This is a genomic window from Acetobacterium wieringae (assembly GCF_023700225.1).
Lineage (GTDB): Bacteria > Bacillota > Clostridia > Eubacteriales > Eubacteriaceae > Acetobacterium > Acetobacterium wieringae.
Genome location: NZ_CP097897.1, coordinates 39243 through 53273 on the forward strand (window position 1 = coordinate 39243; position 14031 = coordinate 53273).

Sequence of the window (14031 nt, forward strand, 5' to 3'; positions counted from 1 at the left end):
AGTTATTGTCAACCAATAGTTCAAAAATGGTTGACAATAACTTTTTTTGTTTAGAATAACCCCAGAGGTGAAGAAATGTCGACAAAATTAAAATTATTAAAAACCTTGGAAGAAAATAGAGAAAACTATTTATCTGGAGAAGTGCTGGCCAGCACCATGAACGTCTCCCGGTCGGCCATCTGGAAGGCCATTAAAGCGTTAAAAGAAGAAGGATACGAGATTGAATCCACCACCAACAAGGGTTACCGGTTAAAAAGTGAATCGGATCTGATGTCGGCGGAAGGAATCCACCCCTGGCTGTCTCCTACCAATCAGGATCTTGAATTGATTGTCTACAAAACCATCGGTTCCACCAATCAGGAAGCCAAAAAATTGGCACTGGAAGGGGCCAAGACGGGAACCGTTATTATTGCCGAAGAGCAAACCCAGGGGCGGGGCCGTATGGGCCGTTCTTTTTACTCACCGCCCAAAAGTGGGATTTATTTAAGTCTGGTGCTGCGCCCCGAGGTGGCCGCCCGGGATGCCGTGCTGTTAACTACCGGGGCATCGGTAGGGGTTTGCCGGGCCATTAAAAAAGTGACGGGGATCGATACTCAGATTAAGTGGGTCAATGATATTTACCGGGACGACCGGAAAATTGTGGGGATTCTCACCGAGGCGGTGACCAATTTTGAAAATGGACAGTTCGAGTTTGTGATCATCGGCATCGGTCTGAATTTCAAGCAGCCGGAAGCGGCTCTGCCTAAGGAACTGGAAGACATTGTCGGGACACTATTTAATGAAAAACCGGATGCCCTGACCCGTAACCGGCTGGCAGCGGAAATTATCAATGAGGTGCTGAGTATCTGTGAAGATTTAACCAACCGGGATTTCCTGGCAGAATATAAAACCCATTCCATGGTTTTAGGAAAACAGATTAAGGTTTTCCGGAACAATGAGTGGGAAGTGGCAACTGCCCTGGATATCAGCGACGAAGGTGGATTAATGATTAAAAATCAATTTGGACAGACAGAAACCCTGAACACCGGGGAAATCAGTATCAGAAAATTAGAATAAAGGATGGAATAAATGCTAGAAAAAAATACAATTAATGTAAGAATGTTAGTACTTTGCGGATTGTTTTCCGCTTTGATCGTGGTCGGGGCGATGATTAAAGTGCCGCTGCCGGGAATCCCCTTTACGCTGCAGACTTTGTTTGTGATTCTGGCGGGATTGCTGCTGGGCTCCCGGGGCGGCCTGATTGCCGTGCTGGTTTATATTTTTCTAGGCCTGGTTGGTCTGCCGGTATTTTCCGGTGGTGGTGGGCTGATGTATGTCTTAAAACCAAGCTTTGGCTATATTGTCGGTTTTGCCCTGGGGGCCTTTGTCACCGGTTGGCTGGCAGAAAAGAACACCAACAACGAAAACCTGCCGATGGTCATTGCTGCCCTGGCCGGAACGGCTGTGATCTACGGGCTGGGGCTAACCTGGTATTATATCATTGCCAATTACTACCTCAACACTCCGGTGGGGGCCGCCACGCTGATGATGACCGGCTTTGTGATGACCCTGCCAGGCGATCTGATTAAGATTGCCATTAGTGTGCTGCTGGCTAAACGTCTGGCCCCGGTGATTGCGCAAGGGATGCTCACAAAGTAATTTGTGTAAAAGCCGCTGGATTGAGTAGCATAGTCATAAAGACAGGATCGGGATTAAGTGCTAAAAAGAAGAGAAGTCGCACAGCCCTGTTGGGGCAAATTCTCAAAAACAATGTTCCCACCATGGATTTTCATGATTCGGCGAACAATGATCAGTCCCAAGCCGTGGTTTCCGAGTAACGGCGATTCATCCAATCCCCCTGAATTTTTAATAAGCTCAGGGGGATAGCCTTTGCCGTTGTCACTGACTTTAAGCACTAACCCATCTGTTGATTTGGTCACCGACAGTTTAATCGCACAGCCCCTGGGATTGTGACGGATGCTGTTGTCAATCAGGTTGGTCAGAGCCCGACGAATCAGGGCCTGGTCACACAGTAAGATGGGACCATTGGCTTCCTCGGGCACATCGACGGAAAGTGAATAGGGCTCGGGGAGACCGTCATTGATGAAATCCACCGCTACGCCCCGGATTAAGGCGGCGGGCGACACACGGGCCAGTTCCATCGGTTGGGCATGGTACTCCAGTTTGGAGGCCAGGTTTAAATCGCTGATTAGGGACTTGATCCGTTGACTCTGTTGACGGATAATCCGGGCCTGATTTTGTTCGGTGGCGGGGAGGCTGGGGTTGCTTTCCAGTTCGCTGGCGTAGCCCATCACCATCGACAGCGGCGTGCGGATATCGTGGGAAACCCCGGCAATCCATTCCGTTCGAGCCTGATCCCGGTGAGCCAGTTGTTGTTCCTGCTGGCTGAGAATGACTGAAGTTTCATTAAGAATCCTTGACACTTCCCCGGTGACACCGCCGGTAGGCAGTGACAGGGGTTCTTTTTTTGGTAGGGCGGTAATGCCGTTATACAATGGTTTTAGCTTATGGTAGAGCCACAGTCCCAGAAACAAGGCCAGCACCAGGGCCGACAGGACGTTCAAGATCAAAAAACCGGTCATCAAACCAGGGACATGGGCAATGGTATCTTCGGTGGAGGTAATATTATATTTCCAGATGCTGTTTTTGGGGTCGCCTAAAACCAGTAAACCGTCGGGATGCTCCCAAACCGAGACCGGATAGTCGTTAAGATACCAACGGCTGAAGGAGGCCACATCGGTAAGGGTGTAGTGCCGGGGAATATCTCCGGGCAGGTTTTTATCCCAGATCACCTGACCATCCCGGCTAATCAGCATCGCCCAGGCATATTGTTCTTCCATCATCGTGGTGGCAGCGGCATTAAGGGTATAAGTTCCATCGACGCTCGAGAGGCCATCGGAAATATCGGCAATGGCGTATTTAAGGGGCTGACTGCCGGAGTATTTAAACATCCAGTTGGTGGTAAAAGCCATATTGATGGCCACCAGAAGCAACGCAATGGCAGCGGTCAGCAGTATCGAACGGGTGATGATTTTTCGCAGACTCTTCATTGCTTGTTTTCCCTGGCCAGTTTATAACCCATACCCCGAACGGTCAACAGGTATTGGGGTTGGGAGGGATCCACCTCGATTTTTTCCCGGAGCCGCCGGATGTGAACCATCAGAGTATTTTCGTAGCCATAGAGATCATCATCCCAGGCGCTGCGACAGAGGCTGTCAGCCGTGACGATATGGCCCTGATTTTCCCAGAGCTTTTTCAGTAGGGCATGCTCTTTGGCGGTCAGGTTTTTTTCACCAGCATCGGTCTTAACAATGCCGCTTTTAAAATTGACGGTCACCGTTCCCAGTACCAGACATTCCTCTGCCGTTGGCTGAGCCTGTCGCGGCTGGTAAACCCGCCGCAGGATTCCGCTTAAACGCAGCACCAGTTCCCGGGGCAAAAAGGGTTTAGTAATATAGTCATCGGCACCCAGTCCCAATCCCAGAAGTCGATTTTCATCCTCATCCCGGGCCGACAAAAAAAGCATTGGCACATTTGATTGCAGCCGCAGCTCCTGCATCAGCGAAAACCCGTCGCCATCTGGCAGGGTTACATCGAGAATCGCCCCATCGGGCTTTTCCAAAGCAAAAAGTGCCCGGGCCTGCTGGCAGTTTTCGGCGCTGAGCACCCGAGCAAAGCCCGCCTGATGGAGGATTGTATTTAATAGAATAGTAATTTCCGGTTCGTCATCGACAACCAGAAGTTTTGCGTCAAAGATTGTTTTCATCCGAATCACCTCTTCGTTATTATACCTGAAAAAATAGTTGCTGTTAGTGGATGACCTTAAAATTAAGGTAAACGTAAGGCCGGGGACAATCCGCCGTAAGGTTCATCGGCTATCATAACGGTATACAAAAAGAAGGAGTGCATATTATGAACAATATTATCGAGACGGAGGGGCTCAGCAAACAATATGGCAATGTTTATCGGGTCAAAGATGTGGATCTGTCGGTTCCGGAAGGGGCGATTTATGGGTTTCTGGGGCCCAATGGCGCCGGGAAATCAACGACGCTTAAAATGATTCTGGGCTTGACCAAGCCCACGGCGGGGGCGATCACCGTTTTTGGAAAACGGGTCAACAGCAAAAACCGGCTGGAAAATCTTAAGCATGTCGGTTCGTTGATTGAATCGCCCAGCTATTACGGTCATTTAACCGGAGCAGAAAACCTGCGGATCTTTCAAACCCTGCGGGGGGTACCCAAACAGAACATTGCTGACGTTTTAAAAATTGTCCGGCTGGAGAACCAGCAGCACAAAAAAGTCAGCCAGTATTCACTGGGAATGAAACAGCGACTGGGGTTGGCCAGTGCCCTGTTGGGTTATCCCAAACTGCTGATTCTGGATGAACCCACCAATGGGTTGGATCCGGCCGGGATTTCGGAAATGCGGGAGCTGATTCAGTCGCTGCCGCAAAAATTCGGGATGACGGTGGTGGTCTCCAGCCACCTCTTAAGTGAAGTTGATCAGCTGGCCACCCGGGTGGGAATCATTCGGGAAGGCGAGCTGGTTTATCAGGACAGCCTGACCAAACTGCATCAGTACAGCAAACAGCATTTGGCAGTGCGCACCTTAAATAATGAGGTAACCAAAGCATTCCTCAGTCAAAACGGCGTGACCTGGGAAGCCGAGGACGATTATCTGATTATCCCGCAGATGAGAGATACGCGGATGGCTGAAATCAGCAAAGCACTGGGACAGAATAATATTGGTTTAGTTCGGATTGAAGAACGTAAAAAAAGCCTGGAGGATATTTTCCTGGAGTTGACTGGAACGGCGGTGAGCTTATGAGCGCCGCAATTTGGATGGAGGTTTTAAAAGCAAAGGGCCGCAAGATCTGGCTGGTGGTGGCGATAATGATGGCGGTTCAGCTGCTCTGGGCGGGCTGGGCTATTTCCAACAAGGATGCCAATGATCTGGCCCAGGGCTGGCTATTTTTTCTCTACCAGTTTCCGATGCTTAACTGCATCATCATGCCGGTGATCGCCGCAGTGGTGGCTTCTCGTCTTAGCGATGTGGAGCATAAGGGCCAAACCTTGAAGCTACTGGAAACCATGATGCCGGTGCGGCGTCTATATGCGGCTAAGTTTATCTGGGGCAGCATCTATATGCTGGGTGCCGCTCTGGGACAACTGGTCATTATAATCGGCATGGGCGTCGTTCTGCATTTTGGTGGGCCAGTGCCTTGGGGGGCGCTGGTTGGGTATCTGTTGTTTACCCTGATGGTGAGTCTGACTATCTATGTCTTTCAACAGGGGGTCTCAATGCTCGTTGCCAATCAGATGGTGCCGATGACATTGGGACTAATTGGTGGATTTATTGGTCTGTTTAGCATGTTTTTCCCCCAGGGATTTCAAAAACTGGTTCTGTGGAGCTATTACGGGGTGTTGATGCAGGTTGGCATGAATTGGGATCCGATCACCCGAGCCACTGATTTTTATTGGAAGGCCATTGATTGGCCGGGGCTCGGCCTGATTTTGGTTTTCTTTGGGCTGATTTATGGCGTCGGCCAGATGTTATTTGTCAGAAGGGAGGTCTGAGCGATGTTGATACGGGCTTTACAAGCAGAAATGATCAAGATGCGACACAGTCCGATGTGGCTGGCTTTTTTACTGATTCCCATTATTCCGGCCTTTATGGGAACCTTCAATTATCTCAACAACCTGAGCATGCTGGAAAATAAGTGGTACAGCCTGTGGACCCAGCATACCCTGTTTGCCTGTTATTTTTTCTTACCGGTATTGATTGGGATTTATGCGTCCTATCTGTTTCGGCTGGAGCATGCCAATCATAACTGGAATGCGGTATTGACTGCCCCGGTTCCGATAACACAGCTATTTATGGCAAAACTGATAATGGGTTGGTTAATGGTGATTTTGACCCAGATCTGGATGGGACTCTTGTTTATCTTTTCGGGATTATTAGCGGGGCTTTCGGATCCGATTCCCCCGGAATTACCGCTCTGGCTGTTATTTGGTGCCTTGGGTGGCATGGTGGTATGCGCTTTACAGCTGAGTTTATCATTGGTGATTCGCAGCTTTGCGGTGCCGGTGGGAATTGCTCTGATGGGCGGGATCGCCGGGTTGGCACTACTATCGCAAGGCTATGGGCTCTACTTTCCCTATGCGCTGATCACCCTAGGGATGCGGGCCAATGATCCGGCGGCACCGATGGCGGTGGGTGAAATTGCCTTTCTGGTTGCCTGCGCTATTTTTACATCGGGGTTTTGTCTATTTGCCATCACTTGGTTAAAACGGCGGGATGTGGTGACGGGTTAATCAATTGAATCCAAGCATAAAGCAAAAATAGGCCTGTGTTGAGCGGTGACGATTATTGCCAAACACTGGCCTTATTGATTTTAGGTTATTTTAAATTGGCGGCGGGGTTTCTTAAAAGGTCAGAAAGATGAATAAATTAAAGTAGACGATCAGGCAAACCTCAGGTAAAATTAAGTCAATCCGGGATGTCAGATATGCGGCAAGCCTGAAATTAAGTAATCGACACGAACAGGCCGGTTTTTGACAGCGTCCATACCGACAGCGATGATCGCTTTGCCGGGAAGAAACGAGGTGGGCGGGCAATCCCCAAAAAGATAGATAATCTAACTAAATATTTTGTGAAATAGGGGTAACTGCGAAACAAAAGCAATGATGACTCTGCGTTTAGTTTTCACAAGAACAAAAAATAAAAAGGAGAAATGGTGTGAAAAAAAATATTCAAATGCCAAAATTAAGTGAACAAATGGAATCGGGAGTCTTGGCGTCCTGGAACAAAGAAGTGGGAGAGGTGGTCGAAAAGGGTGAGGTGCTTTTCGAAATTGAAATGGACAAGGTTGTCAGCGAGGTTGAAAGCATGGAATCCGGTGTTCTGGAAGCAGTTTTTTTTGAAGAAGGCGATGAAATTAAAGCCGATGAAATAATTGCGGTTATCAATTGCGATTGATCAGGGGATAAAATGAAAAAGAAACCAGAATGGTTAAAGGTCAGCTATAATAAAGCGGCTGTCGAAGAAGTGAATGGGCTGATGGCTAAACTGAAACTCAATACCGTTTGTAAGGAAGCCAATTGTCCGAATCTGGGAGAATGTTATAAAAAAAAGACGGCTACCTTTATGATCCTGGGGAGAACCTGCACCCGCAACTGCCGGTTCTGTAATGTAACCAGTGGAGCGGTGGAACCGGTTGATCCCAAAGAGCCTCAGCATTTGGCTGAAGCAGTTAAGGAACTCGACTTAAATCATGTGGTGATCACCAGTGTCACCCGGGATGATCTTAAAGATGGTGGCGCCGGACATTTTGCCGATACCATCAGGGCGGTTCGGGAGCTTAACCCCGGGGTTTCGATTGAGGTGCTGATCCCCGACCTCCAAGGCGTACAGAGGGACCTGGATCGTATTATTGCCGCCAATCCGGATGTGATTAACCATAATGTGGAGACGGTCCGGGAACTTTATTCGGTGGTTCGGCCGGAAGCGGACTATGACCGATCGATGGCGGTGCTTGAGTATGTCAAAAAACAGGCGCCTCATATCAAAACAAAAACCGGGATAATGGTGGGCCTGGGAGAGACCGATGAACAGGTTTACCAGGTCATGGATGACTGCCTGAAAGTCGGCTGCGATATTTTTACCATTGGTCAATATTTGCAGCCATCACCGCAACATCTTGAGGTTAAGGCTTATGTAATTCCGGAAAAGTTTGCGCAGTACAAGAAAATTGGCGAAGCCAAGGGCTTCCACTATGTTGCCAGCAGTCCTCTGGTGCGCAGTTCCTATCGGGCAGAAGAGGCACTTAAGGAAGGGAAAAACAATGATTTATATTGAAAATGATTCCACGGATCCTTTTTTTAATTTTGCATTGGAGTATTACCTGATTACCGAGAAAAATCTGCCGGAGGATCAGATTTTTATTTTCTGGCGAACCGAACCAACCCTGATGGTTGGTAAGTACCAGAATACCATCGAAGAAATCAACCAGAACTATGCCAAAGAAAATGGGATCAAGGTCGTGCGTCGCATTACTGGCGGCGGAACCATTTATACGGATATGGGAGGTTGGCAGTTTAGTTTTATCACCCGTGGTCAGTCTGACACGATCGATTTTAGCAAATATATCAGCCCGGTAATTGAGGGCTTAAAAAAACTGGATGTTCCGGCTGAATTCAATAGTCGCAACGATCTGGTTATTCAGGGTAAAAAGTTTTCTGGCAATGCTCAGTGCATGTTAAATGGATATACCCTGCATCATGGCTCACTGCTATTCAGTACCGATTTTGAACAGATGGTCAAATGTTTGACGGTAGATGATTATAAAATTATCTCCAAAGGGATAAAGTCGGTGAAGGAGCGGGTAACGAATATCTCTGATCATTTAACAAAACCGATTGATACGGATACCTTCAAAAAATTGATGGTCGACAGCATTATGCAAGGATCAAAAGAGCACTATCAACTGACGGATACCGATCTGGCCCGAATCAAGGCCATTGCCAAAGAAAAGTTTGCCAGCTGGGAATGGAACTATGGCAAATCCCCGAAGTTCAACATCACCAAGACCGGTCGATTTGATGGCGGAAAAATGGAATTTAAATTGGATGTCAATAAGGGAAAGATAACCGATTGTCATATCTATGGTGATTTTTTTGGAACCATGGACATTTCGGTTCTGAGTAATGCTCTGATTGGCGCTGATTATGAAAAAGAAAGCATTAAAAAAGCCATCGCACAAGGTGATATTAAGCAGGGGTTTTATAACATCAATGTGGATGAGCTGGCAGATATTATTTGTTGACCATATTAAAAAGGCAATCACCCCATCTTTTAATCAAGGTGGGGATTTTTTATGCCAGTACGATCACGAAACGACCAGGCCTTTACCTTTTTGTGGGAATGCGTTACAATAGTCTGATGAATGGATGGTGAGTCTATTTAAAATGTCAAACAAGATCACATGAAAATTTAAAATAGGTGTGATAGAATCATTCGCATGCTTATAATACAAAGGCGTATTTTAACAAAAACGGCATATGAAATGATTGGGGATCAGAAGGAGATGAATTTATGGATAATTCAAGTAAATTTCTTATTGCATCAGTAAGCGCAGCGGTGCTACTGATTATTTTAGTCAGCTTTACCCTGGCCTACGCAGGGCGGGATAATACTCTGATGTCAGACAAAACGCTGAGCTTTGAAATCAACGGTTTTAATGTGGAACTGCCCCTTTCCGAAAACGATGCAGTGTACGACGCGGTCAGCTTAAGTAGTGTCACTGAAAATAAAATAAAATTAATCAACGAGGTAGGTGCCACCGTTAAAATAGACGGAAAGGGCATCGGTGCGGGCACAACCATGGATTTAAAATTGGATCAGCTTTCTTCAGGCGACCTCATCAAGATTCAGGTGGGCAATGAAAAGGACGAGCGGGTGATTTATTTAAGAACCCTGTCATCCCAGCTACCCGAAATTATTCCCGCCGGAACAAGTAGTTATGATGGAAATTACTTTGCTGCGGTCGCAACCGGGGGGGCAGCGCTATACGAACTGAATGAAAAGGGTGAGGTGGTTTTTTACATCGCCAAATCCCCGGAGCAAGCTAAGGGTGAATCCTATCGGGATTTCAAGAAACATGTTTTGGAAAATGGTACCATTCGCTACAGCTACCAACGGGTATATGGTGACAGCAATGGAATCGGTTATGCGGTGGGAGAACGGGTGATCCTGGATGATCGCTATCAGGAAATTGACACCATTACCCTGGCTCAAAGTGAATTGACAAATGAAGGCGACCCGGTGGATGGTCGGGATTTTATACTGATTGCGGATAATCATTATATTGTTGAGGCATCTCAACTAGTATTGGTTCAAAATTTGCCAGATGGTCTGGGTGCCAATACCATGGGATCAAAGGTAGTGCGAAATCTGATTCAGGAAGTCAAAGATAATCAGGTCGTTTTTGAGTTTACCACGGATTCCCATCCGGAATTTTATGGTCTTAGTGTCAACGACCATGATTACAGCAATACCACCAGCCAGAGTCCGGATTATGCCGGGTTCAATCGGATGATTATAGATCCGGCGGATAACAATCTGATTGTTTCTTTTGGAAACATGAACACCATCATGAAAATTGATCGGGAAACCCGGGATGTAATCTGGAAGTTATCGGGAAATGGTGATGAATTTGGGATGTCGCCGGAACAAAAAACATCGGGTCAAACGGATATCACCATCACCGCCGAAGATGAATTAACAGTGTTTGACAATGCGACAAGTACGGGTCAAACGAGAGTGCTCAAAATAAAACTGGATGAAGTCAACAAGAAGATTTTGAGCTATCAGGAATACAAGATACCAGGAAAAACGACCCTTGCTTATGGTAGTGCTCAAAAAATTGGTGATAATATTGAAGTATACACCATCGGATGGGGGTTGCTCAAAGATGGTAACGTGGCGATTTCGGAAATAGACTTCAACACCGGTAAAAAACTGCTGGAAGTTACCTTGCCGAATGGTGTTGCCAATGACCGGGTGCAGAAGTTTAAATAGACAGTTGATAAGAACGGAGATCAATGATGAAACCACTATTTTTATGCTATCCTAAATGTTCAACCTGCCAGAAGGCAAAAAAGTTTCTGGCCGAAAATCGGATTGATGTGGAAGAGCGGCACATTGTCGAGGAACATCCCCGAAAAGATGAACTGCTGGCATGGATGAAGTTATATCCGGGTGATGCCAAAAAGTTTTTTAATACCAGTGGCCTGGTTTATCGGGAACTGGGCTTAAAGGACAAGGTGAAAACCATGACGCCCGATCAGATGGCTGAAGTACTGGCTACTAATGGGATGCTGGTCAAGCGACCATTGGTTATTTTGGCCGATGCCGTCCTGATCGGCTTCAAAGAAGAACAATGGCAAACGGTATTATTAACCGATAAGCGGGATTAATCCTTAAAGTGGCCGTTATTTTTTCCTATAAATCATTTGTAAGGGCAGCAGGGATGGTCTATAATGAAAAAAGGATTATTAATCGAATACAAAGGAGAAAGTTAAATGTCACGAAAAACCATTGAGAAATTTAGAAAACAACCTGAGACTGATGTGGTGGAAATAGTTGAAATGGAACTGACTGAATATACCTACCCCAAAAGCGGTACGGGGATTTGTCCTCAATGCGGCGGTAAAATGAACGGCCTAGGGCTTGACTGGGAATGTGAAGGCTGTGACTTAAAACTGGTGGGACCGGTATTCTAAAGAAACGAAACCAAATAGAGACGCACAGGAAGCATGTTTACCAATTATGTTGATTGGAAAATGTGCTTTTTTACTGAGTAAGAAAAGTAGTTTGGGGTTGTATAAACATCAGGAAATCTTAAATATTTCCCAATGACAAGAGGAATAATTAGAGATATTCATAGAAAATCATGTTTTTACGTGACATCATGGTTAAATATGGTAAAATGTTGATAACTTTTTATAAGATTTGTTTGAAAGCAATATGTAGAAAAATAATTTACCCACCGATTCCAACGTCCCATAGGTGTTTATGACGAGGATGGATACGTGCGAAAACGAAAGATATACAAATCTCTGGAGGAAAATAAAATGACGATTACCTATGAATTAGGGAAATCTTTATATGTGAACATAACGAATCGATGTAGCAATGCCTGTACGTTTTGCGTAAGAAAAGATGAACCGACAATTAATGGCGTTGATGATCTCTGGTTGGAGATCGAACCGACGCAAGAAGAAATACAAGCAGATATCTTAAGGCGGGATCTGGATCAATATGATGAGCTGGTTTTTTGTGGATATGGTGAGCCAACCTATCGTCTCGATGAAATTTGTGCCATCGCCAAGGAAGTGAAAAAGGTTCATTCCATTCCTATTCGACTCAATACCAATGGCCATGGAAACCTGATCTATAAAAAAGATATGACACCGCTTTTAAAGGATGCAATTGACGTGGTATCGATCAGCTTAAATGCAAAGAATAAAAAAGAATATGATGAATTATGCCGTCCGGTTTTTGAAGATGCCTATGAAGAATTGTTGGAGTTTGCGCGACTAGCAGGAAGATATACCAAGGTGGTGTTAACCATTGTCGATATCCTTCCGATCGAGGATCAGGAAGCATGTCGTCGGATTAGTCAGTCGGTTGGGGCAGAATTGCGAATCCGTTCCTATATTGACTAATGACGAGATGATTAGCGACGGGACAGAAAACGCTGTTGATACAAGTCACTGCAATTTAAAGCCCCGGGGCCTGAACATCGGCGGCAAAGAGATTTGGGTGGTGGATGACCATCAATATGTGCTGCTGATCTGGGGGCGTTTATTTCAAATCCAAAAACAGCCGCTGGTTCTGGTTAGTATTGATTATCATCCCGATACCAACCCGCCGTTTTGGCTATGGGCTTATCAAAAAGCCATGGCCATTGATCCCGAGCGGGAAACCGAGCTGGTGAAAAAATTTCAGAATAGAATGTTGTCTGCCCTGGAGCCGCTTAATTTAAACAGTGTCGAAATGACGATGGATCAGATGCGTAATGATGAGCATATCAATACAGCCATGGAATTGGGCTATCTGAGCAATTACCATATGATCAATTGTATGGAAAAACATGTTTATTCACAGGGACATCACTATCTGGTTCCGGAAAACCAGTTTGGGAGCCTTAAAGATGACATGTTTAAAAATATTGGACTGCCGCTTAAAAAAATCAGTAACGAGGCGTTGATTCTTGATATTGATCTGGACTATTTTTGAGTCCGGAAAATTTTGAGCTGGATCTTAATCAAAACCGCATTTTTGCAGATCTGGTCAAACAGGCTCAGATGATTACCGTGGCCCGTTCAAAAACGTATTTTGATTTTTTAAAAACAGATCCGTTTACAATTGGAAGCTGTGAAGAAAAGCTCATCGACCTGCTGGAAAAAATCATCGGCAAATAAATACTAAAAATGACACAACAAAGCAGAATCTGGAATATGATGATGGGAGAGAGACTTTATGGGAAAACACAGTGAAGAAACCCGAATCATTGAGCAATCTAAAGACCAGTGTGAAGAGCGTTTGTTAGCTTTTGACACCGGTAAATATGAATTGAAGAACCATATCGTAGACAAAGAAGAAAGCCTGCTTGTTCTCCACACAAAAATCGTTTTTGCTGCCAATGGCCAGCGGATTACCATTAAGCTGCAATCGGCGGGTGACCAGATGACCGAAGTGTGCGTCCGGTCAGAACTGATTTCAAATGTGGTGATGAATGATCGTGGTGCAAATAAAAAAAATATCAACTCCATGTTCGGCTATCTTAATGAAGAGAACATAGCGAATCAGCATCGGAAGCCGGATAGCACCAGAAACGATCAGCGCTCCAAACCGAAAAGCAAGCTTTTTTTCTGGGATAAAAACGCCACAGCTTTAAAAATGTCGATGATGGCCAGTTATCTGGGGGGCTACCAGGAATTTGAAAAGCCTCTGAAAGGAACCCTTGAAATTCACCAAGCTGGCATTGACTTTGCCGTAATGGGTCCCAAATTTAGTATTCCGTTTTTGGAGATAAAATCCGTCACCATTGCTTCGACATGGGATATTGTAAAAAATCAGGCCTGGCGGGAGACCTGCTTCAAAGATGAACTCAAAAAAGATAAAACGGATCATGAAAAAGCATCGAAAAACAAACTGGTGGTTACCTATCAGAATGATTCGGGGCAAACGCAGTGTATTTTTAGAGCTGACACTTCCTATGAGGTGGAAAAGAGTGTTGTAAAAGCGCAAATGTTGATCCAGGAATTGATGGAAGATTAAAATTTAAAAAGGGCTTGACAAACCATAATACATGATGTAAACTAATATAGTCTCGTAACGATGGCGGAAGGGCCACACCTGTTCCCATACCGAACACAGAAGTAAAGTCTTCCAGCGCCGAAAGTACTTGGTGGGTAACTGCCTGGGAGGATAGGACGTTGCGGGGCTTTTGAATTTTTTGCCCAA

17 protein-coding genes and 1 rRNA gene are annotated in these 14031 nt (G+C 45.7%); 16 read left to right on the forward strand and 2 right to left on the reverse strand.

Annotated elements, in window-relative coordinates; translation table 11 throughout:
* Positions 1-75 precede the first annotated feature (75 nt).
* Together CHL1_RS00195 and CHL1_RS00200 are read left to right on the forward strand one after the other, a co-directional pair.
* A complete protein-coding gene (locus tag CHL1_RS00195; protein WP_250934290.1) occupies positions 76-1056 on the forward strand; it encodes a biotin--[acetyl-CoA-carboxylase] ligase in 981 nt (326 codons plus the stop codon).
* A 12-nt stretch (positions 1057-1068) separates the two neighbouring features.
* Positions 1069-1638 carry a biotin transporter BioY gene (locus CHL1_RS00200; RefSeq protein ID WP_250934291.1) on the forward strand — a complete coding sequence of 190 codons (570 nt, stop codon included), beginning with the start codon at positions 1069-1071 and terminating at the stop codon, positions 1636-1638.
* 53 nt (positions 1639-1691) lie between these two features.
* On the opposite strand, the gene CHL1_RS00205 is transcribed toward CHL1_RS00200, so the two are convergent.
* Both CHL1_RS00205 and CHL1_RS00210 read right to left on the reverse strand, forming a co-directional pair.
* A complete protein-coding gene (locus tag CHL1_RS00205) occupies positions 1692-3050 on the reverse strand; it encodes a sensor histidine kinase (protein ID WP_228881858.1) in 1359 nt (452 codons plus the stop codon).
* On the reverse strand, positions 3047-3766 hold the full coding sequence (locus CHL1_RS00210; RefSeq protein WP_250934292.1) for a response regulator transcription factor: 720 nt from the start codon (positions 3764-3766) through the stop codon (positions 3047-3049). The genes CHL1_RS00205 and CHL1_RS00210 overlap by 4 nt, the downstream gene beginning before the upstream one ends.
* Positions 3767-3912: 146 nt before the next feature.
* On the opposite strand from CHL1_RS00210, the gene CHL1_RS00215 reads away from it, so the two are divergent.
* From CHL1_RS00215 to rrf, 14 genes are all read left to right on the forward strand, one after another.
* Positions 3913-4827, forward strand: coding sequence for an ABC transporter ATP-binding protein (locus tag CHL1_RS00215; RefSeq protein WP_228881861.1), 915 nt, complete (start codon positions 3913-3915; stop codon positions 4825-4827).
* Entirely contained in the window at positions 4824-5576 is a 753-nt protein-coding gene (locus CHL1_RS00220; RefSeq protein ID WP_250934293.1) for an ABC transporter permease, read from the forward strand. Before CHL1_RS00215 ends, CHL1_RS00220 begins: the two co-directional genes overlap by 4 nt.
* A 3-nt stretch (positions 5577-5579) precedes the next feature.
* Complete coding sequence (locus tag CHL1_RS00225) at positions 5580-6314, forward strand: ABC transporter permease (protein WP_228881863.1); 735 nt, start codon at positions 5580-5582, stop codon at positions 6312-6314.
* Positions 6315-6738: 424 nt separating this feature from the next.
* Positions 6739-6978: a biotin/lipoyl-containing protein gene (locus CHL1_RS00230; RefSeq protein WP_070370610.1), complete on the forward strand. Its 240-nt coding sequence runs from the start codon at positions 6739-6741 to the stop codon at positions 6976-6978.
* A 12-nt stretch (positions 6979-6990) separates the two neighbouring features.
* A complete protein-coding gene (lipA, locus tag CHL1_RS00235) occupies positions 6991-7857 on the forward strand; it encodes a lipoyl synthase (protein ID WP_250934294.1) in 867 nt (288 codons plus the stop codon).
* Entirely contained in the window at positions 7844-8824 is a 981-nt protein-coding gene (locus tag CHL1_RS00240) for a lipoate--protein ligase (RefSeq protein WP_070370608.1), read from the forward strand. The genes lipA and CHL1_RS00240 overlap by 14 nt, the downstream gene beginning before the upstream one ends.
* 269 nt (positions 8825-9093) lie before the next feature.
* A complete protein-coding gene (locus CHL1_RS00245) occupies positions 9094-10578 on the forward strand; it encodes an arylsulfotransferase family protein (protein ID WP_250934295.1) in 1485 nt (494 codons plus the stop codon).
* Between the two features lie 26 nt (positions 10579-10604).
* Positions 10605-10976, forward strand: coding sequence for an arsenate reductase family protein (locus CHL1_RS00250; RefSeq protein WP_070370606.1), 372 nt, complete (start codon positions 10605-10607; stop codon positions 10974-10976).
* Positions 10977-11081: 105 nt separating this feature from the next.
* Entirely contained in the window at positions 11082-11282 is a 201-nt protein-coding gene (locus CHL1_RS00255; RefSeq protein WP_070370605.1) for a hypothetical protein, read from the forward strand.
* Between the two features lie 351 nt (positions 11283-11633).
* Positions 11634-12227 carry a TatD family nuclease-associated radical SAM protein gene (locus CHL1_RS00260; RefSeq protein WP_070370604.1) on the forward strand — a complete coding sequence of 198 codons (594 nt, stop codon included), beginning with the start codon at positions 11634-11636 and terminating at the stop codon, positions 12225-12227.
* Positions 12220-12801: a peptide arginase family protein gene (locus CHL1_RS00265; RefSeq protein ID WP_250934296.1), complete on the forward strand. Its 582-nt coding sequence runs from the start codon at positions 12220-12222 to the stop codon at positions 12799-12801. Before CHL1_RS00260 ends, CHL1_RS00265 begins: the two co-directional genes overlap by 8 nt.
* Positions 12798-12986, forward strand: a complete 189-nt coding sequence (locus tag CHL1_RS00270) for a hypothetical protein (RefSeq protein ID WP_250934297.1) — start codon at positions 12798-12800, stop codon at positions 12984-12986. The genes CHL1_RS00265 and CHL1_RS00270 overlap by 4 nt, the downstream gene beginning before the upstream one ends.
* Before the next feature lie 58 nt (positions 12987-13044).
* On the forward strand, positions 13045-13845 hold the full coding sequence (locus tag CHL1_RS00275; protein WP_250934298.1) for a hypothetical protein: 801 nt from the start codon (positions 13045-13047) through the stop codon (positions 13843-13845).
* A 50-nt stretch (positions 13846-13895) separates the two neighbouring features.
* Positions 13896-14012: ribosomal RNA gene (gene rrf / locus CHL1_RS00280) — 5S ribosomal RNA — on the forward strand.
* Positions 14013-14031: the final 19 nt, after the last annotated feature.

Coding starts and splice junctions, on each gene's coding strand:
- CHL1_RS00195 (WP_250934290.1), top strand. CDS start 76: ATGTCGACAAAATTAAAATTATTAAAAACCTTGGAAGAAAATAGAGAA.
- CHL1_RS00200 (WP_250934291.1), top strand. CDS start 1,069: ATGCTAGAAAAAAATACAATTAATGTAAGAATGTTAGTACTTTGCGGA.
- CHL1_RS00205 (WP_228881858.1), bottom strand. CDS start 3,050: ATGAAGAGTCTGCGAAAAATCATCACCCGTTCGATACTGCTGACCGCT.
- CHL1_RS00210 (WP_250934292.1), bottom strand. CDS start 3,766: ATGAAAACAATCTTTGACGCAAAACTTCTGGTTGTCGATGACGAACCG.
- CHL1_RS00215 (WP_228881861.1), top strand. CDS start 3,913: ATGAACAATATTATCGAGACGGAGGGGCTCAGCAAACAATATGGCAAT.
- CHL1_RS00220 (WP_250934293.1), top strand. CDS start 4,824: ATGAGCGCCGCAATTTGGATGGAGGTTTTAAAAGCAAAGGGCCGCAAG.
- CHL1_RS00225 (WP_228881863.1), top strand. CDS start 5,580: ATGTTGATACGGGCTTTACAAGCAGAAATGATCAAGATGCGACACAGT.
- lipA (WP_250934294.1), top strand. CDS start 6,991: ATGAAAAAGAAACCAGAATGGTTAAAGGTCAGCTATAATAAAGCGGCT.
- CHL1_RS00240 (WP_070370608.1), top strand. CDS start 7,844: ATGATTTATATTGAAAATGATTCCACGGATCCTTTTTTTAATTTTGCA.
- CHL1_RS00245 (WP_250934295.1), top strand. CDS start 9,094: ATGGATAATTCAAGTAAATTTCTTATTGCATCAGTAAGCGCAGCGGTG.
- CHL1_RS00250 (WP_070370606.1), top strand. CDS start 10,605: ATGAAACCACTATTTTTATGCTATCCTAAATGTTCAACCTGCCAGAAG.
- CHL1_RS00255 (WP_070370605.1), top strand. CDS start 11,082: ATGTCACGAAAAACCATTGAGAAATTTAGAAAACAACCTGAGACTGAT.
- CHL1_RS00260 (WP_070370604.1), top strand. CDS start 11,634: ATGACGATTACCTATGAATTAGGGAAATCTTTATATGTGAACATAACG.
- CHL1_RS00275 (WP_250934298.1), top strand. CDS start 13,045: ATGGGAAAACACAGTGAAGAAACCCGAATCATTGAGCAATCTAAAGAC.